The 22,041-nt window shown below is 70.9% G+C and carries 20 protein-coding genes; 9 read left to right on the plus strand and 11 right to left on the minus strand.

All coding sequences use genetic code 11. The features are described from left to right. Positions 1 to 114: 114 nt before the first annotated feature. Complete coding sequence (locus AB0M80_RS30255; RefSeq protein ID WP_364571736.1) at positions 115 to 1,548, minus strand: hypothetical protein; 1,434 nt, start codon at positions 1,546 to 1,548, stop codon at positions 115 to 117. Positions 1,549 to 1,655: 107 nt separating this feature from the next. Here AB0M80_RS30255 and AB0M80_RS30260 point away from each other — a divergent pair, with 107 nt between their 5' ends. From AB0M80_RS30260 to AB0M80_RS30280, 5 genes are all read left to right on the plus strand, one after another. Then, positions 1,656 to 2,744, plus strand: a complete 1,089-nt coding sequence (locus tag AB0M80_RS30260; RefSeq protein WP_364571738.1) for an LLM class flavin-dependent oxidoreductase — start codon at positions 1,656 to 1,658, stop codon at positions 2,742 to 2,744. After that, positions 2,741 to 3,343, plus strand: coding sequence for a CE1759 family FMN reductase (locus AB0M80_RS30265; protein ID WP_364571740.1), 603 nt, complete (start codon positions 2,741 to 2,743; stop codon positions 3,341 to 3,343). The genes AB0M80_RS30260 and AB0M80_RS30265 overlap by 4 nt, the downstream gene beginning before the upstream one ends. Before the next feature lie 118 nt (positions 3,344 to 3,461). Beyond that, entirely contained in the window at positions 3,462 to 4,910 is a 1,449-nt protein-coding gene (locus AB0M80_RS30270; RefSeq protein WP_364571742.1) for a serine hydrolase domain-containing protein, read from the plus strand. After that, positions 4,889 to 5,305 (plus strand): PGPGW domain-containing protein, encoded by a 417-nt coding sequence (locus tag AB0M80_RS30275; RefSeq protein ID WP_364571744.1) that lies wholly within the window; start codon positions 4,889 to 4,891, stop codon positions 5,303 to 5,305. Before AB0M80_RS30270 ends, AB0M80_RS30275 begins: the two co-directional genes overlap by 22 nt. Positions 5,306 to 5,323: 18 nt before the next feature. Next, positions 5,324 to 5,980: a TetR family transcriptional regulator gene (locus AB0M80_RS30280; RefSeq protein ID WP_364571746.1), complete on the plus strand. Its 657-nt coding sequence runs from the start codon at positions 5,324 to 5,326 to the stop codon at positions 5,978 to 5,980. Positions 5,981 to 6,106: 126 nt separating this feature from the next. On the opposite strand, the gene AB0M80_RS30285 is transcribed toward AB0M80_RS30280, so the two are convergent. From AB0M80_RS30285 to AB0M80_RS30305, 5 genes are read right to left on the minus strand one after another with little or no spacing between them, the layout of a single operon-like run. After that, on the minus strand, positions 6,107 to 8,605 hold the full coding sequence (locus AB0M80_RS30285) for a LamG-like jellyroll fold domain-containing protein (protein WP_364571748.1): 2,499 nt from the start codon (positions 8,603 to 8,605) through the stop codon (positions 6,107 to 6,109). A 28-nt stretch (positions 8,606 to 8,633) separates the two neighbouring features. Continuing rightward, entirely contained in the window at positions 8,634 to 9,614 is a 981-nt protein-coding gene (locus tag AB0M80_RS30290; protein WP_364571750.1) for an ABC transporter permease, read from the minus strand. After that, entirely contained in the window at positions 9,611 to 10,573 is a 963-nt protein-coding gene (locus AB0M80_RS30295) for an ABC transporter permease (protein ID WP_364571752.1), read from the minus strand. The genes AB0M80_RS30290 and AB0M80_RS30295 overlap by 4 nt, the downstream gene beginning before the upstream one ends. Further along, positions 10,566 to 12,122, minus strand: a complete 1,557-nt coding sequence (locus AB0M80_RS30300) for a sugar ABC transporter ATP-binding protein (RefSeq protein WP_364571754.1) — start codon at positions 12,120 to 12,122, stop codon at positions 10,566 to 10,568. The genes AB0M80_RS30295 and AB0M80_RS30300 overlap by 8 nt, the downstream gene beginning before the upstream one ends. Continuing rightward, positions 12,119 to 13,198: an ABC transporter substrate-binding protein gene (locus tag AB0M80_RS30305; RefSeq protein WP_364572170.1), complete on the minus strand. Its 1,080-nt coding sequence runs from the start codon at positions 13,196 to 13,198 to the stop codon at positions 12,119 to 12,121. Before AB0M80_RS30305 ends, AB0M80_RS30300 begins: the two co-directional genes overlap by 4 nt. 155 nt (positions 13,199 to 13,353) lie before the next feature. Here AB0M80_RS30305 and AB0M80_RS30310 point away from each other — a divergent pair, with 155 nt between their 5' ends. Next, a complete protein-coding gene (locus AB0M80_RS30310; RefSeq protein ID WP_364571756.1) occupies positions 13,354 to 14,358 on the plus strand; it encodes a LacI family DNA-binding transcriptional regulator in 1,005 nt (334 codons plus the stop codon). A 4-nt stretch (positions 14,359 to 14,362) separates the two neighbouring features. Here AB0M80_RS30310 and AB0M80_RS30315 read toward each other — a convergent pair whose 3' ends face one another. Both AB0M80_RS30315 and AB0M80_RS30320 read right to left on the minus strand, forming a co-directional pair. Beyond that, positions 14,363 to 15,517 (minus strand): AAA family ATPase, encoded by a 1,155-nt coding sequence (locus AB0M80_RS30315; protein WP_364571757.1) that lies wholly within the window; start codon positions 15,515 to 15,517, stop codon positions 14,363 to 14,365. Positions 15,518 to 15,566: 49 nt separating this feature from the next. Further along, positions 15,567 to 16,058 (minus strand): helix-turn-helix domain-containing protein, encoded by a 492-nt coding sequence (locus AB0M80_RS30320; protein WP_364571759.1) that lies wholly within the window; start codon positions 16,056 to 16,058, stop codon positions 15,567 to 15,569. Positions 16,059 to 16,160: 102 nt separating this feature from the next. Here AB0M80_RS30320 and AB0M80_RS30325 point away from each other — a divergent pair, with 102 nt between their 5' ends. Together AB0M80_RS30325 and AB0M80_RS30330 are read left to right on the plus strand one after the other, a co-directional pair. Further along, positions 16,161 to 16,865, plus strand: coding sequence for an SDR family oxidoreductase (locus AB0M80_RS30325; RefSeq protein ID WP_364571761.1), 705 nt, complete (start codon positions 16,161 to 16,163; stop codon positions 16,863 to 16,865). A 133-nt stretch (positions 16,866 to 16,998) separates the two neighbouring features. Then, the gene (locus AB0M80_RS30330) at positions 16,999 to 17,562 is read left to right on the plus strand and encodes a TetR/AcrR family transcriptional regulator (RefSeq protein WP_364571763.1); all 564 of its coding nucleotides are present in this window, start codon (positions 16,999 to 17,001) and stop codon (positions 17,560 to 17,562) included. Here the strand turns inward: AB0M80_RS30330 and AB0M80_RS30335 are convergent, their stop codons facing one another. The 3 genes from AB0M80_RS30335 to AB0M80_RS30345 all read right to left on the minus strand — a co-directional run bounded on the left by AB0M80_RS30335 (position 17,563) and on the right by AB0M80_RS30345 (position 21,133). Next, positions 17,563 to 17,979, minus strand: a complete 417-nt coding sequence (locus AB0M80_RS30335; RefSeq protein ID WP_364571765.1) for a nuclear transport factor 2 family protein — start codon at positions 17,977 to 17,979, stop codon at positions 17,563 to 17,565. It lies immediately after the preceding gene. An 80-nt stretch (positions 17,980 to 18,059) separates the two neighbouring features. Beyond that, positions 18,060 to 18,863 carry a siderophore-interacting protein gene (locus AB0M80_RS30340; RefSeq protein ID WP_364571767.1) on the minus strand — a complete coding sequence of 268 codons (804 nt, stop codon included), beginning with the start codon at positions 18,861 to 18,863 and terminating at the stop codon, positions 18,060 to 18,062. Further along, positions 18,860 to 21,133 (minus strand): excinuclease ABC subunit UvrA, encoded by a 2,274-nt coding sequence (locus AB0M80_RS30345; protein WP_364571769.1) that lies wholly within the window; start codon positions 21,131 to 21,133, stop codon positions 18,860 to 18,862. The genes AB0M80_RS30340 and AB0M80_RS30345 overlap by 4 nt, the downstream gene beginning before the upstream one ends. A 75-nt stretch (positions 21,134 to 21,208) precedes the next feature. Here AB0M80_RS30345 and AB0M80_RS30350 point away from each other — a divergent pair, with 75 nt between their 5' ends. Next, on the plus strand, positions 21,209 to 22,000 hold the full coding sequence (locus AB0M80_RS30350; protein ID WP_364571771.1) for a TetR/AcrR family transcriptional regulator C-terminal domain-containing protein: 792 nt from the start codon (positions 21,209 to 21,211) through the stop codon (positions 21,998 to 22,000). Positions 22,001 to 22,041 lie beyond the last annotated feature (41 nt).

The following is a 22,041-nucleotide window of genomic DNA, read 5'->3' on the forward strand; positions in this document are numbered from 1 at the left end:
GTGGCTCGCGAAAGTGCTGGTGGTGGTGCGGACTCGCCTGCACCGTAGTGCAGGATATCCGCCGACCCCGACAACTTTCGCGCGCTCCGTCTCCGGAGTGGCGGGCGCCGCCCCCTAGCGGGGGTCGTAGCCCAGGTCGGGCCACAGGGCCAGCAGGGCTTCGATCTTCCGCGGGACCTGGAAGCTGTTCCGGAAGTTCGGCTTTTCGCCGATCGCGGCGAGGGCCTTGCGGAGGTCGCCGAAGGCCGGTTTGGCGGCCGACTGCCGGGTCAGGACGTAGCAGTACGTACGGCGGGGGTAGGCGAACTCGTCGATGTACGCCTGCAGGACGAGACCGGGGGCCTCGATCCGCGACCCGACGAGGGGCCGGCCCTGCTTCTGGCTGTAGACGGGGATCACGTGCACCCCCTGGCGGAGCGTGCGCGGCGGGTCCTGGCCCTGGCCGTCGTCGGCCCAGAGCAGCTCGACCCGGAACGGTGATTCGCCGTTCTCGCCGGGGTGGGTGTATTCGCGCTGCAGCTCTTCGAGCCGGTACGCGGCCTCGGCGTTCGGTTCGCCGCCTTCGACGAGGCTGACCAGGTACAGCTCGGCCGGGCGCGGCCAGGACGGCCGGGGCACGTCAGTGGCTTCCGGCTCGGCCGCAACCGGTTCCGCCGTGCCGGCCGGGGAGCCGGGTTCCGAAGTGGGGGCGGTACCGGCCTGCTCCGGCTCCGGGGTGCCCGGCTCGGCGGGGGAGGTGGACGGGGTGGTCGTCACGGGCGGTGGAGGGGCCGGGACGGCCGGCGGCGTGGCTTCGGCCGGGACATCCGGGCGGGCCGCGGACGCGGCGGGCGCGGCCGGGCTGCCCGGAAGACCCGGGCGCACCGGGGAAGCGGGCGGGGTCGCCGGGCGGACCGGCGAGGCGGCGGCCGGGCGGACCGGCGAGGGCGGCGGTGTCGCGGCCGCGGGGCGGACCGGCGTCACCTGGCGCGTGGTCACCACCGATCGGGTGGACGCGGTGGTCCGGGAGGCGGCGGGCCGCGAAGCCGTGACCGGCTTGCCGGCGCCGTACTGCTCCAGCAGCGGCTCCAGATCACCGGCGGTCAGCGAGGGGCCCGCGAGGTCGCACCACTCGAGCCAGGCCTCCTGGGCCTCCTCGACGGTGTGCCGTTCGTGGGAGACGGTGACCGCCTCGAACAGCTGCCGGGGACCGGCGGCGCTGACGTCGGCCGAGCCGACCACGACGAACGACGGGTCGTCCTCGGCGATCACCAGCTTCGCGTTCAGCCCGCGCAGCGAGTGCACGATCACGCCCGCCTTGACCCAGTGCAGCAGCGCGTGCGGGCTCGTCGCGCCGGACAGCACCGTGTCCAGGCTCGCGTCCGTGATCAGCGTGTCGCCGGGTTGCAAGGGCAGCAAAGCCGCCGCGCCGGGGCCGACGTGGCCGAAGGCGGCCACCAGGTTCCGGCGCGGGGCGAGCAAGGGGGTGATCGAGGCCCAGATGTCGCGACCGGCGAGTAGTCGTACCGAACGTTCTGCCAAACCCAGCCGAGCGAGCTCCGCGTCCATGCCCACGACCTTAGCCGGTGCCCTTCGGACGCTTGACGGCCGGAATATCTCTTGCTTGGAAGTAGTTGAACGCGCATGTAAGATGGTGCTCGCGAAGGGAGCAGGTCATGCAGTTCGGAATCTTCACGGTGGGCGACGTCACGACCGATCCCACGAACGGAACCACCCCGACCGAACACGAGCGGATCAAGGCGATGGTCCGCATCGCGCTGAAGGCCGAGGAGGTGGGCCTCGACGTCTTCGCGACCGGCGAGCACCACAACCCGCCGTTCGTGCCGTCCTCGCCCACGACGATGCTGGGCCACATCGCGGCGCAGACGTCCAAGATCGTCCTGTCGACCTCGACGACGCTGATCACCACGAACGACCCGGTGAAGATCGCCGAGGACTTCGCGATGCTGCAGCACCTCGCCGACGGCCGCGTCGACCTCATGATGGGCCGCGGCAACACCGGCCCGGTCTACCCGTGGTTCGGCCAGGACATCCGCCAGGGCATCCCCCTGGCGATCGAGAACTACGCGCTGCTGCGCAAGCTCTGGCGCGAGGACGTCGTCGACTGGTCCGGCAAGTTCCGCACCCCGCTGCAGGGGTTCACGTCGACGCCGCGGCCCCTGGACGGCGTCCCGCCGTTCGTCTGGCACGGTTCGATCCGCAGCCCGGAGATCGCCGAGCAGGCCGCGTACTACGGTGACGGCTTCTTCGCCAACCACATCTTCTGGCCCAAGGAGCACTTCCAGCAGCTGATCGCCTTCTACCGCCAGCGTTTCGAGCACTACGGCCACGGTCAGGCGGACCAGGCGATCGTCGGCCTCGGCGGGCAGGCGTTCATCCGGCCGAAGTCGCAGGACGCGTGGAACGAGTTCCGGCCGTACTTCGACAACGCGCCGGTGTACGGGCACGGCCCGTCGCTGGAGGAGTTCACCGAGCAGACGCCGCTGACGGTCGGCAGCCCGCAGGAGGTCATCGACAAGACGCTGACCTTCCGCGAGCACTTCGGCGACTACCAGCGCCAGCTGTTCCTGATGGACCACGCGGGCTTGCCGCTGAAGACGGTGCTGGAGCAGCTCGACCTGCTCGGCGAGCACGTCGTCCCGGTGCTGCGCAAGGAACTCGAGGCGCTCCGCCCGGCCCACGTGCCGGACGCGCCGACCCACGAGTCCCTGAAGGCCGCGGCGCTGGTCGGGAGCGAAGCATGAAGATCGCCGTCGTGACAGCGGGGTTGTCGGTGCCTTCGTCGACCCGGCTGCTGGCCGACCGCCTGGCCGCGGCGACCGCCGCCGCGGCCGGGGGCCCGGTCTCCGTGGACGTGGTGGAGCTGCGGGACATCGCACTGGACATCACGAAGAACCTGTTGACGGGCTTCCCGAGCCCGGCGTTGCGCACCGCGATCGAGACGGTGACCGGCGCGGACGCCCTGATCGCCGTGACGCCGGTGTTCACGGCGGGGTACAGCGGCCTGTTCAAGTCGTTCTTCGACGTGCTGGACGCGGATTCCTTGGTGGGCAAGCCGGTGCTGCTCGCCGCGACGGGTGGCACGGAGAGGCACTCGCTGGTGCTCGACTACCAGCTGCGGCCGTTGTTCGGGTACCTCAAAGCGGATCCGGTGGCCACGGGGGTGTACGCGGCTTCGTCCGACTGGGGGAGCGGGGAGGCGTCGGGGGCGTTGCAGCGGCGGATCGAGAAGGCCGGTGCGGAGCTCGCTGCGCTGGCCGCGGGGCGGACCGCCGTGCCCGACGAGCCGGCCTTCGTGCCTTTCGACCGGCTGCTGGCGGAGATGTCCACTCAGGACGGGTAGCGCACCGGCCATCGGCACTTCGACCTCGAAGCCCCGTCGAGAAGCTGCCGAAAGTAGGGGGTCCGCCCCGCCGTCCGGCAGCAGTCACGGCCCCCTCCGGTTGCCTACCTTGGCCGCCATGACCAGGCTTTTCCTCGTGCTCGCGGCCCTCCTGCTCGGGACCGCGACCCCCGCCGCCGCGGCGGCGGCGCCCCTCGACGTCGACGGCTACGTCCGCGCCTACCTCGACCACACCGGCCTGCCCGGCGCGGCCGTCGCCGTCACCCACGGTGCCGACGTCGTCCGCGTCGACGGCTACGGCCACGACGCGGCGGGCACGCCCGTCACCGCGTCGACCCGGCTGCCGGTCGCGTCGGTGAGCAAGTCCATGACGGCGTTCGCGGTGCTGCAGCTGGCCGAGGCCGGCCGGCTCGGGCTGGACGAGCCCGTGCGGCGGTACCTGCCGGACTTCCGGCTCGCCGATCCCCGCGGCGCGCGGATCACGGTCCGGATGCTGCTGGACCAGACGTCCGGGATGGCCGACTCCGCGTTCCCCGATCTGACGTTGCCGCAGCCGCACACCCTGGCCGAGGCCGTCGCCCGCCTGCGGGACGCGGGGCTCGCCGACGAGCCGGGCGCGCGGTACCACTACCACAACCCGAACTACGAGGTGGCCGCCCGGATCGTGGAGGTCGTGGCCGGGCAGCCGTTCGACGGCTACCTGCGGACGCGGCTGTTCGCCCCGCTCGGGATGGCGTCGAGCACGACCGTGGACGAGCCGCCCGCGGACCTCTCCCCGGGGTACGTGCGGGCGTTCGGCTTCGAGATCCCGGTCACCGAACCGGACTGGTTCACCGGTGGCAGCCACGGCGTGCTGACCACCGCCGGGGACATGGCGCGGTGGCTGATCGCGCAGCGTGACGGCGGCGGCGTCCTCTCGCCGTCCTCCGTCACGCTCGCGCACACCCCGGCACCCGGCCGCGATTACGCGCTGGGCTGGCGCGCCGGCCCCTCCGGGCAGCTGTCCCACACGGGCGAGTGGTTCACCCACACCGCCGCGCAGATCCTGCTGCCGGACGGTTACGGCATCGCCGTGATGGCCACCACCGGCCTGGCCCTGGACAACGACGCGGAGACGCTGGCGCGGGGCCTGGCCACGCTGGTCCAGGGTGGTTCGCCGGAGCTCGCGCTGCCCGCCGGGGTGGTCGCGGACCGGGTGCTCGCGGGGCTGATCCTGCTCTCGGTGCTGCTCGCCGCGCTCGGGGTCGTCCGCGCGCGACGGTGGGCCGCGCGCCGCACCTCGTGGTGGCGGGCCGGGCTCCGGCTGCTGCCGTGCCTGGTACCCCCGCTGGTCCTGGTGTTCCTGCCCGAGCTGATGAGCTTCGTCTTCGCCGGGCGCCAGGGCACGTTCGGGCAGATCCTGTACGTCTGGCCGGGCGTCGTGGCCTGGCTCGGATTGGCCACGCTCTGCGCGTTAGTCGTGGTCGTGGGGCGGGTATCGGCTCTTGTGAGTGGCACGGCCCGGCTTCGACGGGAAGAATCGGGCGAAACGACGGGAGCGATGGCATGGGACTCGGAAAGCGTATGAAGCGGGTCCTGAAGGTGGTGGGGGGCGCGATCCTGCTGATCGTCGGGGTGCTGCTGCTCGTCCTGCCCGGCCCGGGGTTGTTGCTGGTGCTCGCGGGGCTGCTGCTGCTCGCCTCGGAGTTCCCGGCGCTGGAGCGGTACGTCGACCCGGTCCGCGACCGGGCGATGAAGGCGGCGGAGGACAGCGTGTCCTCGCCGCTGCGGATCGCCGGCTCGGTGCTGGCCGGGCTGGCGCTGCTGGCGGCGGGCATCGTGTGGGGCACGGTGAAATCCCTCCCGTTCAGCGGCTGGAGCACCGGGTCGAGCCTGATCCTGTCGTCGGTGATCCTCTTCGCGCTGCTGGGCTGGAGCTACCGGCGGGTCAAGACGCGGCGGGAGGCCGTGCACCACGGCTGACGCGTTAGGGTCGGCGCCATGAGCGCCGGATTCCAGCGAGCCCGCCGGCCGGAGCAGGTCGAGGAGCGCCGCACCGCGATCCTCGCCGCCGCGCGGGAGCTGCTCGCCGAACGGCCGGTCGCCGACATCAGCCTGCGGGAGCTCAGCTGCCGCGTCGGGCTCGCGAAGTCCAACGTGCTCCGGTACTTCGACAGCCGCGAGGCGATCTTCCTGGAGGTCCTCGACAGCGCTTGGACGGCTTGGCTCGACGACCTGGAGGTCGGCGAGCCGGGCCCGCCGGAGCCCGGCTTCGCCCGCGAGGAGCGGATAGCGAGGACGATCGCGGCTTCCCTGGCCGGGCGGCGGCTGCTGTGCGAGCTGATCAGCGCCATGGCCCCGGTGCTGGAACGCAACATTTCGCTGGACTTCGCCCGCAGCTTCAAACGCCGCGCGGCGGCCAACCTCGAGCGGCTGGCCGCGTCGGTGCGGCTTGGGGTGCCGGAGCTGCCGGCCGAAGCGGCCCGGGAGTTCGCCGTCGGGGTGGTCGTCGTGGTGTCCGGAGCGTGGCCGTACGCGAACCCGACGGAGGCCGTGGCCCTGGCGACGGCCGAGGCGGGTGGCGCGCCGGGGTTCGAAGCGGTGCTGGCGGAGGGGCTCACGAACCTGCTGGTGGGTTCCCTCGCGCGGCGGCGGTGACGATGCCGGCGTTGGTTCGTTCGTAGCCGGGGGTCCGCAGCGGCAGACCGTTACGCGGTTTCCGGGACGGAGACGCGGAAAGGCCGGACCGGGAAGTTCCCGATCCGGCCTTTCCGGTACAAACGGTTACTTACCGCTGGCGTACAACGCGCTCACGTCCGCATCGGACAGTGCCCGGTCGTACACGTGGACCTGGTCGACCGCCCCGTCGAGGTAGTCGACCGGGCCGCCGCCGTACTTGCCGCGGCCGATCACCGTGTGGCCCGTCGACGCTTCGCCGAGGCAGACGCTCTTCGTCGCGGCCAGCCGGCCGTCCACGTAGAGCTTCAGCGTGCCCGAAGCCGCGTCGCGCACGCCGACGACGTGGTACCAGCGGTTCGCCTCCGGCGCGGTGGGCGCCAGGGCCCGCGTGCCCACGAAGCTCATCGCCAGCCGGTGGTCCGCGCCCGAGTACTGCAGGAAGAACGCGCTGGTGCTGTCGCCGTCCTGGCTCACCACGGTCTGGAAACCGTCACCCACGGCGTTGAACTTCACCCACGCCGCCGCGCTGTAGCTGCCCTCGGTGTTCACCAGGGCGGCGCCGGTGTCGGCGTACTGGCCGGAACCGTTGGTGGCCAAGGCCGAACCGCTCTTCCCCGGCGTCCAGGACGCGCCGCCGGCGAGCGTCGCGTCGTGGCTGCCGACGACGTCCTCGGCCACCGTGCCCGCGTTCTCGTCGAACGGGTACGCGGCGATGCCGTCGATCCCGGGCGTGCCCGCGGGAACGGACGGCCCGGACACCGGTGCGCCGGTGGCGCCCTTGATCACCGCGAGGTTCGCCGCGCGGACCGCCGCGAAGTCCATCTTCTTCACCTGCCGGTCGTAGGTGAAGAAGCCGTTGACCTCCTTCTCGACGTCGGTGGTCTGCGTGTAGACGCCGGCCGAGACGCCGCACCGCTGGGCGACCAGCAGCAGGCGCTGCTGCAGCTCGCCGTAGCGCCGGGTCAGCGTCGCGCTGTCGGGCTCCATCTCGTAGGCGAAGCTGCCCGCCGGGTCGAACTCGTGCCCGGCGACCTTGAGGCCGAGGCCGCCGTACTCGCCGTCGACCGCCGCGCGCGGGCCGGTCTGCATCGGCGTGCCCGGGCCCGTATAGGTGTGGTCGTCGTAGATGTCACCCTTGCCGCTGTCCGGTTCGGACCGGCAGCAGTTGACGCCGGATTCGGCGTTCACCAGCCGCGTCGGGTCCCAGGACTTGACCAGGTCGGCGATCCGGCCGACCTCGTAGTCGCCCCAGCCCTCGTTGAACGGCACCCAGCTGACGATCGACGGGAAGCTGCGGTGCTGGTCGATCATCCGCTTCATCTCGGACTCGTAGTTGACGCGCGACGCGGCGCTCGGCTCGACATCGTCCTTCATCGCCGGCATGTCCTGCCACACCATCAGCCCGAGCTTGTCGGCGTAGTAGTACCAACGGTCCGGCTCCACCTTGATGTGCTTGCGCACCATGTTGAACCCGAGCGCCTTCTCCTGCTGCAGGTCGAACTTCAGCGCCGCGTCGGTCGGCGCGGTGTAGATGCCGTCCGGCCAGAAACCCTGGTCGAGCGGGCCGACCTGCATGACGAACTTGCCGTTGAGCAGCATCCGCTGCTTGCCGTCGGCGGTTTTGCCCACGCTGATCGACCGGAGGCCGAAGTACGAGCCGACCTCGTCGCCGGAGGGGACGAGCCGCACGCGCAGGTCGTAGAGGAACGGGTCGTCCGGCGACCACAGGTGCGGCCGGTCCACCTCGAGCTTCAACGGCTTGTTCGCGTCACCGCTGACGCGCCCGACCGGGCGGCCGTGGTCGTAGGCGGTGGCTTCGACGCGCTGCTTCACCGGCCCGCCGACCACGGCGGTCACCGTGACCGAGCCGGCAGCGACGTCCGGGGTGAGGTCGAGCCGGTCGATGCGCGCCGAGGCCACCGGCTCCATCCACACGGTCTGCCAGATACCGGACGACGGCGTGTAGAAGATGCCGTCACCGGGCTTGCGCTGCTTGCCGATCGGCTGCCCGCCCTGGTCGTTCGGGTCGGCGACGCCGACGACGACCTCCTGGGTCGTCTTCGTGGTCAGCGCGTCGGTGACGTCGACGGACCACGCGTCGTAGCCGCCGGTGTGGCGGCCGACGGTCTTGCCGTTGACGATCACGGTGGCGTCGTAGTCGACGGCCTGGAAGTGCAGCAGCAGCCGCTGTCCCTTGCCGACCTGCCAGTTCTTCGGGACCTCGAACGTGCGGCGGTACCACATGTTCGTCTCGTGGCGCATGATCCCGGACAGCGCGGATTCCACCGGGTACGGCACGAGGATCCGCTCGCCGAGCGTCTTGCCGATCGGCGCGGCCTCACCGGGGGTGGCCTTGGCGAACTCCCAGACGCCGTTGAGGTTCTGCCACCGGTCGCGGGTCAGCTGGGGGCGGGGGTAGTCGGGGAGGGCGTTCGCCGGGGAAACGTCCTTGGTCCACGGCGTGGACAGCGGGGGCGTGAGCCGTTGCCATTGCGGCGCGTCGGCGGCACTGGCCGCCGGCACGGTGCCGAGGCCGGCCACCGCGACCGCGAACGCGGCGGCCGCGGTCAGCCATCTCCGGGATTTTCGGGCGGGGCGGAACATCGTTGAACCTCCGGGTAGGGGACAGGGTTCAGCGGGTTCGGGAACGCGCCAGCAGGCGCTGGATCACCACGACGACGAGCAGGAAGGCCCCGCTCACCACCGTCTGGTAGTTGGAGTCGAGGGTGCCGATCTGGTTGATGACGTTCTGGATCAGCGTGCGCAGCAGCACGCCGACGAGCGTGCCGATGATCGTCCCGGCGCCGCCGGTGAGCAGCGTGCCGCCGATGACGACCACGGAGATCGCGTCGAGTTCGGTGCCGACGCCGATCACCGTGACGCCGGACTGCAGGTACGCGGCGGTGAGGATGCCCGCCACGCCGGCGAGCCCGCCGCTGAGCGTGTAGAGGCTGATCTTGGTGCGGGCGACCGGGAGTCCCATGAGCAGCGCCGACTGCTCGGCGCCGCCGATGGCGAACACGGACTGGCCGAACCGGGTGCGGCGCAGCAGCAGGCCGCCGAGCGCGAACAGGACCAGCGTCAGGTACACCGGGACGCCGATGCCGAAGATCGTGCCCTGGCCCAGCCAGAGGAACGCCGAGCCGGGGTCCACTTTGTACGTCGTCGCGCCTTCGGACGTCAGTGCGAGCAAAAGTCCTCGGGCGAACAACAACGACGCCAGGGTGACGATGAACGGCGCCATCCCGGTGCGGGCGATGAGCAGGCCGTTGACGAACCCGATCAGCGAACACACCGCCAGCGGCAACAAGATCGCGACGACCAGGCCGTACTGCGCGCCGTAGGCGGCCAGGACGCCACCGAGCGCGTAGTTCGAGCCGACCGAGAGGTCGATGCCGCCGGAGATGATCACGAACGTCATGCCGAGCGCGATCACCGCGAGGAACGACCCTTGCAGCACGAGGCTGCGGAGGTTGTCCGCGGTGCCGAAGTGCGGGAACGCGAACCACGCGGCGGCGATGCCGAGCACGAGCACGACGGCCGCGCCCTGCCGCTGCAGGACACCCGCGAACGCGGCGTTGCGCGCGACGGGCTCGCTGGTGGTGACGGTCATCGGCTGCTCCGCTCGCGCGCGACGTAGACCGCGACGACGATGATGGCCGCCTGGACCATCTGCGCGGTCGAGTCCGGCAGGTTGTGCTTGATCAGGGTGGCCTGGACGAGCTGCATGAGCAGCGCGCCGAACACGGTGCCGAGCACGCGGACCCGGCCGCCGGTCAGCGGCGTGCCGCCGACGACGACCGCGGTGATCGCGGACAGCTCCATGAGCAGGCCGACGTCGCTCGGGTCGCTGGCGCCCAGCCGCGACGTCGCCAGCACGCCGGCGATGGCGGCCAGTGCCCCGGAAATGACGTAGACGCTGATGAGCACGCGTTTCACCGGCAGCCCGGCCAGGGTGCTCGCGGGGCGGTTGCCGCCGACCGCGACCAGGTGGCGCCCGAACGTCGTGCGCTGCACGACCAGCCCGGCCAGCACCGCGAGCACGCCCGCGACGATGACCATGACGGGCACGCCCAGGAAGTCGCCGGTGCCGAGTTCCAGGAAGTCCTGGTTGTGGAGCTGGACGAGCTGGCCGTGGGCGATGACCAGGGCGAGCCCGCGGCCGCCGACCAGCAGCGCCAGGGTCGCGATGATCGGCTGGATGCCCAGGTACGCCACCAGGTAGCCGCTGAACAGGCCCGAGACGATCCCGGCGATGACGGCCACGATGATCGCCATCAGCGGCCCGGCGCCGAGGTAGAGCGGGATGAGCGCGGCGGAGATCGCCATCACCGAGCCGACCGACAGGTCGATGCCCTCGGTGCCGATCACCAGCGCCATGCCGAGCGCGACGATGCAGACCGGCGCCGCCTGCACCAGCTGGGTGCGGAAGTTGGCCGCGGACAGGAAGTTCTCGGTGAACACGATGTTGAACAGCAGCAGCACGACGACGGCCAGGTAGACGCCGTAGTTCTGCAGCCACGCGGTGACCTTCGCGCGGTCCGGTGCCCGGGTCAGGGTGGCGCTAGACATCGTTGTCACCCCCCGCTGCGATGGCCGTCAGTACGTTCTCCTCGGTGATGCCGTCGCCGGTCAGCTCGCCGACGACCGAGCCGTCGCGGAGCACGACCACGCGGTCGGAGCCGTCGATCAGCTCCTCCAGTTCGGACGAGATGAGCAGCACGCCGAGCCCTTCCTGCGCGAGTTCGTCGATCAGCGCCTGGACCTCGGCCTTCGCGCCGACGTCGATGCCGCGGGTGGGTTCGTCGAGCAGGAGGATCTTCGGGCCGGTGGCCAGCCAGCGGGCGAGCAGCACCTTCTGCTGGTTGCCGCCGGACAGCTCCGACACCTTCTGCTCCGGACTCGAAGCCTTGATCCGAAGGCGCTCCATGAAGATCTTGACGACCTTGTCCTGCTTGGCCTTGCTGACGACGCCGAACGGGGACAGCGTCGGCAGCGCCGCCAGCACGATGTTCTCGCGCACCGACAGGTTGGGGATGATGCCGTCGGTCTTGCGGTCCTCGGCCAGCAGCGCGATCCCGGCCCGCATGGCGGCCTTGATCCGGCCCCTCTTCAGCGGTTTCCCGGCGAGCAGCACGCTTCCGCCGTCGAGGGGGAACGCGCCGATGATGGCCCGTGCGGTCTCGCTGCGGCCGGAGCCGAGCAACCCGGCCAGCCCGACGACCTCGCCGGGCCGGATGCTCACCGAGACGTCGTGCAGCCTCCGCAGGCCGCTCAGGTTTTCCGCCTTGAGCAGCGGCTCGCGCTCGACGTCGTGCTCCTCGCCGAACGCCGTGACACCCTCCTCGCGGATCTGGCGGATCTCGCGGCCGAGCATCAGCGACACGAGCTCGATGCGCGGCAGGCTCTTCAACGGTCCACTGTGGACGACCCGGCCGTCGCGCAGCACGGTGACGCTGTCACACACCCGGTACAGCTCGTCCATCCGGTGGCTGACGTAGACGATCGCGATGCCTTCGGCGTGCAGGCGGTTCAGCACCTCGAAGAGCGTCTCGACCTCGCGCGGCTCGAGCGAGGACGTCGGCTCGTCCATGATGACGACCTTGGCGTCGGTCGACACCGCGCGGGCGAGGGCGACCATCTGCTGCGCCCCGACACCCAGCGTGTGCAGCGGGCGCTTGACGTCGTCGTCGATGCCGTAGCCCTTGAGCAGCTCGCGGGCTTCGGCGTACATCCTGGACCAGTCCACGAGCCCCGTGCGCGTGCGCGGTTCGCGGCCGAGGAAGACGTTGCCGGCGATGCTCATCAGCGGGACGAGGTTGACCTCCTGGTAGATCGTGGAGATGCCGGCGCGCTGCGCGTCGATCGGCCGCTTGAACGTCACCGGCTCGCCGAGGTGGCGCACCTCGCCCTCGTCGGGCTGGTAGACGCCGGTGAGCACCTTGATCAGGGTGGACTTGCCGGCGCCGTTCTCGCCGACCAGGGCGTGCACTTCGCCCGGCTTCAGCGCGAAGCCGACGGAGTCGAGCGCGAGGGTGCCGGGGAACCGCTTGGTCACCCCGGTCACCTCGAGCACCGGTGCGGTCGTCATGGCGACGTCCTCTTCGGTGGCTGCCGTCATTTGTACGAGTTCCCGACCTTCTGGGCCGCGTTGGTCTCGTCGTACTGGTCGTCGGTGATCACGATGCTCGCCGGGATCGGCTCGCCGTTCTCGAACTTCTGCAGCGTCTGGAAGGCCAGCGGGCCGAAGCGCGGGTTGGACTCGATGACGGCGTTGTAGCTGCCGTCGACGATGAGCTGCACGGCGTTGCGGGTGCCGTCGATCGAGATGACCTTGACGTCCTTGCCCGGCGCCTTGCCCGCCGTCTTGAGCGCGTTGACCGCGCCGACGCCCATTTCGTCGTTCTCGGCGTACACGGCGGTGATGTCCGGGTGGCTCTGGATGAGCTGTTCCATCACGGACTGGCCCTTGGACCGGTCGAACTCGCCGGTCTGCTCGGCGACCACGGAGAGCCCGGGCGTCTTGGCCAGTTCGTCCTTGAAGCCCTTGGTGCGGTCGGTGGTCACGTTGTTGCCGGACGAGCCGAGCAGGATCGCGACCTTGCCGGTGCCGCCGGTGACCCGCGCGGTCTCCTGGGCGGCGCGTTGGCCCTGTTCGACGAAGTTGGAGCCGATGAAGGTCAGGTAGTCCGTGCACGGCTGGGACGTCACCTTGCGGTCGATGGTGACGACCGGGACCTTCTTGGCCTTCGCCGCGTCGAGGGCGGGTTGGAGGCCGTCGGAGTTCAGCGGCGCGACGACGAGCAGCTGGGCGCCCCGGTCGAGCAGCGACTTGATGTCGCTGATCTGCCGGTTGAGGTCGCTCTGGGCGTTGGTGACGAGCAGCTTGTCGCTCGGGATGCCCAGCTTGGCGGCTTCGTCCCGGATGGACTGCGTCTCGGCGATCCGGAAGGGGTTGGCTTCCTTTTCGGACTGTGAGAAACCGACCACCGCGGTCTTCAGGTCGACCTTGGGGTAGCCGGTCTTGTCGAGCGTGCAGCCGTCGGCGCTCGGGGCGACGGACTGGGCGCTCGCGGCGGGACCGCCGCCGCTCGACGGGGCGGCGGCGGTTTCCTCCCGGCTGGTGCAGGAGGTGAGGGTCAGCGCGGCGGTGGCCGCGGTGACCAGGACCAGTAGGGGACGGGAGGACAAAAGCACGGCGAACTCCTCGGGCAGCGTCGTTGGTGGCCCGCTCGCCGAGGTGATCGGGGTCACCGCGGGAGCCTTGAGGTACTTTTTACATCGTTGGAACAACGTTGTAAACCGGCAGCGGCTCGCTACACTTCGTGCTCACTCTCTGAAGGGACCCGCCTGTGACCGTGACGCTCAAGGACGTCGCCACGCTTGCCGGAGTGTCGGTGAAGACGGTGTCGAACGTCGTGAACGGCTACGCCTTCGTCAAGCCGGAGAACCGGCGGCGCGTCGAGGAAGCCCTGGCGGCGACCGGGTACCGGCCGAACGTCGGGGCCCGCAACCTCCGCCGCGGCCGCACCGGGTTCCTGGCGCTGATGGTGCCGGAGCTGTCGATCCCGTACTTCGGTGAGCTGGCCGGCCTGGTGATCACGGCGGCCCAGAAGCGCGGCTGGAGCGTCCTGATCGAACAGACACAGGGGACGCGGTCGCGGGAGCGGGAGACGCTTTCGTCGTTGGGGCCCCACCTGGTCGACGGTGCCCTGGTGCACCCGGAGGCCCTGGAGGCGACGGACTTCCCGGCCGATCCGGGCGGGCTCCCGCTGGTCATGCTGGGCGAGCACGCGGTGGACGTGCCCATCGACCACGTGGCGATCGACAACGTCCTGGCGGCGCGGACGGCGGTGTCCCACCTGGCCTCCCTGGGCCGGACCCGCATCGCGGCGATCGGCCGCAACCCGGCGCGCGGGACGTCGTCGCAGCGGCTGGCCGGCTACCGGTCGGCGCTGGCCGAGGCCGGCTTGTCCTATTCGGACGGTCTGGTGGCCCCGGCGGAGAAGTGGCACCGATCGGTGGGAGCGGCGGCGATGAAGGCGTTGCTGGCGCTGCCATCGCCGCCGGACGCGGTGTTCTGCTTCAACGACCTGCTGGCGATCGGCGCGTTGCGCGCGGTGGCCGAGCTGGGGCTGCGGGTCCCGGAGGACGTGGCCATCGTGGGTTTCGACAACAACGAAGAGAGCGCATTCTCACTGCCGTCACTGACGACGATCGCCCCGGACAAGACGGCACTCGCCGAGGCGGCGGTGGACCTCGTGCACCGGCGGATCACCGGGGACAAGACGTCACCGCCGCAGGACATCCAGACGCCCTTCGCGCTGGAGATCCGCGAAAGCACCGGCGGCCGCTGACCGGTCAGCGGGCCGGCCAGTGCCAGGAGGGGCGGTCCAGCCGGCCCTGGCCGGCCACCTTCGTCTCGCCGTACTCCTTCTCCAGTTCCACCGTGCTCACCTCCGCCACCGCCGCGAGGGCGCGGACCAGGGGCTGGGCGTGGGACACCACCACCAGCTGGGTCTCCTTGGCCGCCGTCGCGACCAGGGCCGCCAGGGCCGGGAGGAGGTCCGGGTGGAGACTCGTTTCCGGCTCGTTCAGCACCAGCAGCTCCGGCGGGCGCGGAGTCAGCAGGGCCGCCACCCACAGCAGGAACCGCAGCGTCCCGTCCGACAGCTCCGCCGCCGACAGCGGGCGCAGCAGCCCGTGCTGGCGCAGCTGGACCGACAGCAGTCCGTCCTGGGAACGCACCTCCAAGGTCGAGCCCGGGAATGCCGCGTCGATCACTTCCGCGAGGTCCTCGGCGTGGCCGATCTCGATGATCGTCTGCAGCGCCGCGGCCAGGTCCGCGCCGTCGTGGGACAGGACCGGGCTGCGCGTGCCGATGCGGGATTGGCGGGCCGGGGCGTCCGCGTCCGTGCGGAAGTGGTCGTAGAAGCGCCACGACCGGATGCGCTCCCGCAGCACCAGCAGCTCCGGGCACGCCCGCGGGTCCGCGAACTCGCTCAGCATGCTGTCCGTCAACCGGATCTTGAACCGATCGTCACCCCACGCCCCGGAAGACACGCGGGTGCGCACCGACGGGCCCGCCCGGTCCGCGAGCAACGCGGCCGGCCGCAGGTACGGCCCCGACCACACCGCTTCCCGCTTGAACTCCGGGTCGAGGTTGAACAGCGTCGCGGACGGCACCGGCAGTCCCAGGTCGAGCGCGTAGCCGAACTCGTCGCCCGCGAAGCCGAGCCGCAGCCCGACGGCCTTCGTGTGCACCTTGCCCTGAACCCGCGTAGTCCCCCGTCGCACGCCGTTCTCCGGGCCGGCCCACAGCGTCGACGGCAGCCCGCCTTCCCGGGCCAGCGCCGCCACCGCGCCGTTGCGCGACGCGTCCGCCAGCAGCCGCAGCGCCCGGTACAGGCTCGATTTGCCGCTGCCGTTCGGCCCGGTGACGACGGTCAGCCCGGACAGCGGCAGCACCAGGTCACGCAGCGAACGGTAGTTCTCGACGGCCAGCGTGGTGAGCATGCCCCGAACTTACCCACCTGCCCTCCGCTACCGGGCCGGCCGGTTCGGCTCAGCCGACGGGGTCCGCGAGGGGGATTTCGCCGTCGCCGAGCCAGGAGCCGCGCCAGGCCAGGTCGTCCCTGGCCAGGGGTTTTCCGCAGTTGTCGCACTTCGCGCCCGGGCGGGTGAGCCGGCCGCAGCGGGTGTGGACGAGCTTCATCGGGCCGCGCGCGTTCTCCGACGACGTGTGGGTGTCACCCCAGGCGCCGAGGGCGTGCAGCACGGGCAGCGCGTCCGAACCGGCCTGCGTGAGGCGGTACTCGTGGCGGGTGCGGCCGCCGTCGCGGTAGGGGAGCTTCGTCAGCAGCCCGCGGTCGACGAGCTTGGCCAGCCGCGTCGTCAGCACGTTGTCGGCGATGCCGAGCTGGGCGCGGAAGTCCTCGAACCGGGTGGTGCCCGCGGTGGCGTTGCGCAGGATCAGCAGCGTCCACGGTTCGCCGAGGACGTCGGCGGCGCGGGCGATCGGGCAGGCGGCGTCCTCCCAGGTGATGCGGCGGCTCATGGTGTGATCCCTTCGACCCTGGCTTGCTGCGAGCAAGTTTACGCCGTAGGGTCGGCTTCAGCTAGCTTGCAATGAGCAAGCCAGGTCGGAGAGGAGCTCGTCATGCAGATCACGGGTGCGGTGGCGCTGGTCACCGGAGCCAACCGGGGGCTCGGCCGGCGGTTCGCCGCGGCTCTCATCGAACGTGGCGCGGCCAAGGTCTACGCCGCGGCGCGCAATCCAGAGTCGATCGACCTGCCGGGGGTGGTCCCGCTGCGCCTCGACGTGACCGATCCGGAGTCGATCCGCGAAGCCGCGAAGACCGCCGGCGACGTCACGCTGCTGGTGAACAACGCCGGTTCGTCGACCGGTTCGTCCATGCTCGGCGGGTCCATCGAGGACATCCGGCTGGAGATGGACACGCACTACTTCGGCACCCTCGCGGTCACGCGCGAGTTCGCGCCGGTCCTCGAGCGCAACGGCGGGGGCGCGGTGCTCAACGTGCTGTCGGTCCTTTCCTGGTTCACCGCACCGCAGGTCGCCGCGTATTCCGCGGCGAAGGCCGCGGCCTGGTCGCTGACCAACGCGCTGCGCCTGGAACTGGCCCCGCAGAAGACGCAGGTGACGGCGCTGCACGTCGGCTACATGGACACCGACATGGCCAAGCACGTCGACGGGCCGAAGAGCGACCCGGCGGTCGTGGCCGGCCTGGCGCTCGACGGCGTCGAGCAGGGCCGGTTCGAGGTGCTCGCCGACGACCTCAGCCGGAACGTGCGGGCCGGGTTGTCCGGCGAACTGCCGGCGCTGTACCCCGCGCTGGTTTCCTGACCGCGTTCCGGGTGTCGTTTTCCGGACCCCGGAATACGACACCGGACCCCGCGGGCGTATGAATGGGCGGGTGCCGGAACACGTCGAAGCCGGAATCGGCCGAACGAGGAACCGCTGGGGCGAAGGTGAACGGTTGCGCGGCGAGATCCTGGCCGCGGCCGGCCGGTTGCTCGCCGAGCTCGGCGGCGAGGACGGGCTGACGATCCGCGGGGTGGCGCGCGCCGTCGGCATCGCCCCGGCGAGCATCTACCAGCATTTTTCCGACCGCGCGGAATTGGTGCGCGGTTTGCTCGACCACGAATACAGCCGGCTGCGGGATTCGATGCGCGCGGCGGAGGAGACGCTCGGCGAAACCGACGTCGTCGGCCGGGTCCGGGCGCAGATTCACGCCTACTGCGCCTTCGCCATGGAAAATCCGGGGCATTACCGGCTGATGCTCGCGAACGGCGCGTCGCGGCCGGCCCCGGACGCCCGCGCGGAAGGCCCGCTGCTGGACGTGATCGACCGCCTGGCCGCGGGCTTCGAGCGCTGCATCGAGGCGGGCCACCCGCTGCGGGTGACCCCGGGCCGCGCGGCGGCGGTGGTCTTCGTCGGCGCGCACGGGCGGGTGGCGTTGTTCCACAGCGTGCTCAACCGGACCGGGGCCGAGCTGGTGGAGCCGTTCGTGGACGAACTGGTGTCACTGGTCTTCGCGTGATCAGCCGCCGTCGCCGAAGACCATGCGGTGGCCGCGAGCCGTGTCCATGTACTCGCGGACCCGGTGGATGAGCCCGGCGCGCAGTTCGAAGACGAAGCAGTAGTCGTTGGCGTAGTGGTTGCCGTTGGCCAGCGTCGCCGTCATGGTCTCTTCCACGACGACGCGCTCGCCGTCGGTGTGGAACCCGTGGAAGGTCACCGTGACATCGCTGACGAAGAAGCGTGGGAAGTCCTCGGCGAGGAACCGCACGATCGCCTTCTGGCCGATCAGGTGCGAGGGGCCACCCAACGCGACGGCGGTGGCGTTTCCCGGCGGTGCCAGCCACTCGGCGTCCTCGGTGAAGACGGCGGAGATCCGGTCCGCGTCGTGGGTGGCGAAGGCCTTCCAAGCGTTCTCGACGACGTCGCGACTCGGCATGCCCGCGACCCTAACCGGGCGCGGGCAGCCGACGCTGGCAGCTTTCCGACGTCACCGGTGAGCCGGGCGACGCGCTGCCATCAGGCGCCCAGCTTTTCCGCTGCGTCCGCCAGGTCCTCCGAAGTCGGTGCGTCGTCCTGGGTCAGGCTGCGCCGCCAGTACCCGGTGAACTCGATGGCGCTCTTGCCGATTCCGCGGTCGGCGACGAGGTGGCGGCGCAGCGACCGCACCATCCCCGCTTCGCCCGCGAGCCACGCCGCCACCGAACCGTCGGGGAGCTTCGCGTCGCGCACGGCCGCCAGCAGCTTGGCGCCGTGCTCGGCGCCGTCCCGGTGCAGCCAGTGCACCTCGCCCGGCAACGGCTGCTCTTCGGCCGCGTCCGCGACCTCGATGAACACCACCGCATTGTCCACTTCGGACAATATCGTCGCGATGGCGGGCAGCGCCGTCTCGTCGCCCGCGCACAGCAGGGTGTCCGCTGTGGACAGCGGACGGCGGTAGGCCGCGTCCGGGCCGTACCGGCCGAGGACGTCGCCGGGGGTCGCCGTCCGGGCCCAGGCCGTGGCCGGGCCCGCCGGGCCGGCGTGCAGCACGAAGTCCACGTCGATCGCCGCCCGGCCCGGGTCGCGGCTGCGCACGGTGTAGCTGCGCATCACCGGGCGTTCGTCCTCGGGGATCGCGAGGTACGCCTGGTACCAGCGCATCACGTCGTCGTCGGCCGACGGCAGCCGCACCGGGCGGCCCGCCGGCGGGAACAACAGCTTCAGCTGCTGGTCGGGCCACGGCTCCAGTTCGCCGAGGCCGTCGCCGGTGAAGGTGACGCGCACGGTGCGCGGGGTCACCTGCCGCACCGCCGTCACCTCGAGCAGACCGGTCGGGTTCATCGCTTCTCCAGGTATTCGCGCAGGTGGCGGGCGGTGAGCGTGGAGGCGTCGGCCACAAGGGCGGCGGGCGTGCCGGTGAAGACGACGCGGCCGCCGTCGTGGCCGGCGCCGGGGCCGAGGTCGATCAGCCAGTCGGCGTGGGCCATCACGGCCTGGTGGTGCTCGATCACGATCACCGTGTTGCCCGCGTCGACGATCCGGTCCAGCAGGGCGAGCAGCTGGTCGACGTCGGCGAGGTGCAGCCCGGTCGTCGGCTCGTCGAGGATGTAGGTCGACCCCCGCTCGGCCATCCGGATCGCGAGCTTGAGCCGCTGCCGCTCACCGCCCGACAGCGTCGTCAGCGGCTGCCCGAGCGTGAGGTAGCCGAGGCCGACGTCGGCGAGCCGGTCGAGCACCCGCCGCGCGTTGCCGGTGGGGAAGAACTCGCGCGCTTCGGCGACGGACATCGCCAGCACCTCGCTGATGTTCTTGCCGCGCAGTTCGAAGGTCAGCACCTTGGGCGTGAACCGCTTGCCCTCGCACTCTTCGCAGACCGACGCGACCCCGGCCATCATCGCCAGGTCGGTGTAGATCACGCCGAGGCCCTTGCAGCGCGGGCAGGCCCCTTCGGAGTTGGCGCTGAACAGGCTCGCCTTGACGCCGTTGGCCTTGGCGAACGCGGTGCGGATCGGGTCGAGCAGGCCGGTGTAGGTCGCCGGGTTGGACCGCCGGGACCCGCGGATCGCCGACTGGTCGACCACGACGACGTCGTCGCGGTGGGCCAGGGAACCGTGGATCAGCGACGACTTCCCGGAACCCGCCACCCCGGTGACCACGGTCAGCACGCCGAGCGGGACGTCGACGCTGACGTCACGGAGGTTGTGCAGCTTCGCGCCGGTGATCGGGACGTGCCCGGCCGGGGTGCGGAACCGCTCCTTCAGCGTGACCCGGTGGTCGAGGTGGCGGCCGGTGAGCGTGCCGGACGCGCGCAGGCCGTCGACGCTCCCGGTGTAGCAGAGCCGCCCGCCCGCGGTGCCCGCTCCGGGGCCGAGGTCGACGACGTGGTCGGCGATCCGGATCGTCTCCGGCTTGTGCTCGACGACCAGGATCGTGTTCCCCTTGTCCCGCAGGCAGAGCAGCAGGTTGTTCATCCGCTCGATGTCGTGCGGGTGCAGCCCGACGGTCGGCTCGTCGAAGACGTAGGTGACGTCGGTGAGGCTGGAACCCAGGTGGCGCACCATCTTCACGCGCTGGGCCTCGCCGCCCGAGAGCGTCGCGGACTCGCGGTCGAGCGAGAGGTAGCCGAGGCCGATCTCGACCAGCGAGTCGAGCGTGTCGCGCAGGTTGCCCAGCAGCGGCCGGATCGACGGCGCGTCGAGGTTGCGCACGAACTCGGCGAGGTCGCTGATCTGCATGGCCGCGCAGTCGGCGATGTTCTTCCCGTCGATCTTCGCCGACAGCGCGGCCTGGTTGAGCCGCGCGCCGCCGCATTCGCCGCAGGTCTTGAAGGTGGCGGCCTGCTCGATGAACGCGCGGATGTGCGGCTGGAGCGACTCGGTGTCCTTCTGCAGGTAGAGCCGCTTGATCTTGACCGCGAGGCCTTCGTAGGTGAGGTTGCTGGTGCCGACCTTCACCTTGCACGGCCCCTTGTGCAGCAGGTCGTCGAGCTGCTCCGGCGTGAAGTCGCGGATCTTCGTGTCCGGGTCGAAGAAACCGGAGGAGACGTAGATCTGGACGTACCAGCTGTCGGGCGCCCAGCCGGGGACCAGGACCGCGCCCTCGTTGAGGGAGCGGTCGAAGTCGAGCAGGGTGCGGACGTCGAGGTCGGACACGCGGCCGAGACCCTCGCACGCCGGGCACATGCCTTCGGGCAGGTTGAAGCTGAACGCGCCGGACGTGCCGACGTGCGGTTCGCCGAGCCGGGAGAACGCGATCCGCAGCATCGCGTAGGCGTCGGTCGCGGTGCCGACCGTGGAGCGCGAGTTCGCGCCCATCCGCTCCTGGTCGACGACGATGGCCGCGCTGAGGTTCTCCAGCAGGTCGACGTCCGGGCGCGACAGGCTCGGCATGAACGACTGGAGGAAGGCGCTGTAGGTCTCGTTGATCAGCCGCTGGGATTCGGCCGCGATGGTGCCGAAGACCAGTGACGACTTGCCGGAGCCGGAGACGCCCGTGAACACCGTGAGCCGGCGCTTCGGGATGTCCAGGTCGATGCCGGTGAGGTTGTTCTCCCGGGCGCCCCGGACCTGGATCACGTCGTGGGTGTCGGCGGCCCGCCTGGGTGAGGTCATACCGTCCTCTTGATACTTTAGGCTGTAAAGTGATGGTCCATCGTAGATTACTTTAGGGTGTAAGGAGTCGGCAAGGTGGTCGTCTTCGCGGGTCAGGGCGACGCCCGGCGGTCCATGGAGCTGCTGTGGGGGCCGCGGGTGGTGGCGCCGCGCACGGGCCCGGGGCCCAAGCCGGGCCTGTCCGTCGAGGCGATCGTCGCGGCGGCGATCGACATCGCCGACGCCGAGGGCATGGCGGCGCTGTCGATGCGCGCGGTCGGGGAGCGCCTCGGCCGCACGGCGATGGCGCTGTACACGTACGTGCCGGGCAAGACCGAACTGGTGGACCTCATGTACGACCGGACGCTGGGGGAGCTGCCTTCGTCGTACCCGCTGTCTTCGGGGTGGCGCTCGGCGGCGTTGGCACTGGCCGGTTCGCTGTGGGACCTGCACCTGCGCCACCCGTGGCTGCTGCAGGTCTCGCCGGCGCGCCCGGTGCTCGGACCGGGGGAGTTCCACGTCCAGGAGACGTTGCTTTCCGTTCTGGCGGCCACGGGGTTGCCGTTGCCGCGGGTACGCTGGGTGGTGTCGGCGCTGTTCAACATCGTCCGCGGCTCGGTCCAGGCAGCAGCGGAGTCCCGCCAGGCGACGCGCGAGACGGGACAGTCCGAAGAGGACTGGTGGTACGCGCGGTCGGCGTTGCTCGAGGAGCTGGCGCCCGATCTCTCGGCGCGGTTCCCGACGGTGGCCAGGCTGGGTGCGGAGGGCGAGTACGAGGCGTCGTCCTCGGAGGAGCCTTACCTGGAGCGCGAGGCGCGGTTGTCGTTCGAGGCGGGCCTGGAGTTGTTGCTGGACGGAGTCGAGCAGGCGATCGTGCGGCAGGGCTGACGCTGGAGGCCGGGATGGGGTTCTTCGAGCAGGTGGTGCCG

It is taken from the genome of Amycolatopsis sp. NPDC051045, assembly GCF_040682955.1.
GTDB lineage: Bacteria > Actinomycetota > Actinomycetes > Mycobacteriales > Pseudonocardiaceae > Amycolatopsis.

What these genes read in the sequence shown, in the direction of transcription:
- AB0M80_RS30275 (WP_364571744.1), top strand. Translation starts at nt 4,889, where the DNA reads ATGGGACTCGGAAAGCGTATGAAGCGGGTCCTGAAGGTGGTGGGGGGC.
- AB0M80_RS30290 (WP_364571750.1), bottom strand. Translation starts at nt 9,614, where the DNA reads ATGACCGTCACCACCAGCGAGCCCGTCGCGCGCAACGCCGCGTTCGCG.
- AB0M80_RS30255 (WP_364571736.1), bottom strand. Translation starts at nt 1,548, where the DNA reads ATGGACGCGGAGCTCGCTCGGCTGGGTTTGGCAGAACGTTCGGTACGA.
- AB0M80_RS30325 (WP_364571761.1), top strand. Translation starts at nt 16,161, where the DNA reads ATGCAGATCACGGGTGCGGTGGCGCTGGTCACCGGAGCCAACCGGGGG.
- AB0M80_RS30335 (WP_364571765.1), bottom strand. Translation starts at nt 17,979, where the DNA reads ATGCCGAGTCGCGACGTCGTCGAGAACGCTTGGAAGGCCTTCGCCACC.
- AB0M80_RS30260 (WP_364571738.1), top strand. Translation starts at nt 1,656, where the DNA reads ATGCAGTTCGGAATCTTCACGGTGGGCGACGTCACGACCGATCCCACG.
- AB0M80_RS30320 (WP_364571759.1), bottom strand. Translation starts at nt 16,058, where the DNA reads ATGAGCCGCCGCATCACCTGGGAGGACGCCGCCTGCCCGATCGCCCGC.
- AB0M80_RS30265 (WP_364571740.1), top strand. Translation starts at nt 2,741, where the DNA reads ATGAAGATCGCCGTCGTGACAGCGGGGTTGTCGGTGCCTTCGTCGACC.
- AB0M80_RS30345 (WP_364571769.1), bottom strand. Translation starts at nt 21,133, where the DNA reads ATGACCTCACCCAGGCGGGCCGCCGACACCCACGACGTGATCCAGGTC.
- AB0M80_RS30285 (WP_364571748.1), bottom strand. Translation starts at nt 8,605, where the DNA reads ATGTTCCGCCCCGCCCGAAAATCCCGGAGATGGCTGACCGCGGCCGCC.
- AB0M80_RS30270 (WP_364571742.1), top strand. Translation starts at nt 3,462, where the DNA reads ATGACCAGGCTTTTCCTCGTGCTCGCGGCCCTCCTGCTCGGGACCGCG.
- AB0M80_RS30295 (WP_364571752.1), bottom strand. Translation starts at nt 10,573, where the DNA reads ATGTCTAGCGCCACCCTGACCCGGGCACCGGACCGCGCGAAGGTCACC.
- AB0M80_RS30340 (WP_364571767.1), bottom strand. Translation starts at nt 18,863, where the DNA reads ATGAACCCGACCGGTCTGCTCGAGGTGACGGCGGTGCGGCAGGTGACC.
- AB0M80_RS30300 (WP_364571754.1), bottom strand. Translation starts at nt 12,122, where the DNA reads ATGACGGCAGCCACCGAAGAGGACGTCGCCATGACGACCGCACCGGTG.
- AB0M80_RS30280 (WP_364571746.1), top strand. Translation starts at nt 5,324, where the DNA reads ATGAGCGCCGGATTCCAGCGAGCCCGCCGGCCGGAGCAGGTCGAGGAG.
- AB0M80_RS30315 (WP_364571757.1), bottom strand. Translation starts at nt 15,517, where the DNA reads ATGCTCACCACGCTGGCCGTCGAGAACTACCGTTCGCTGCGTGACCTG.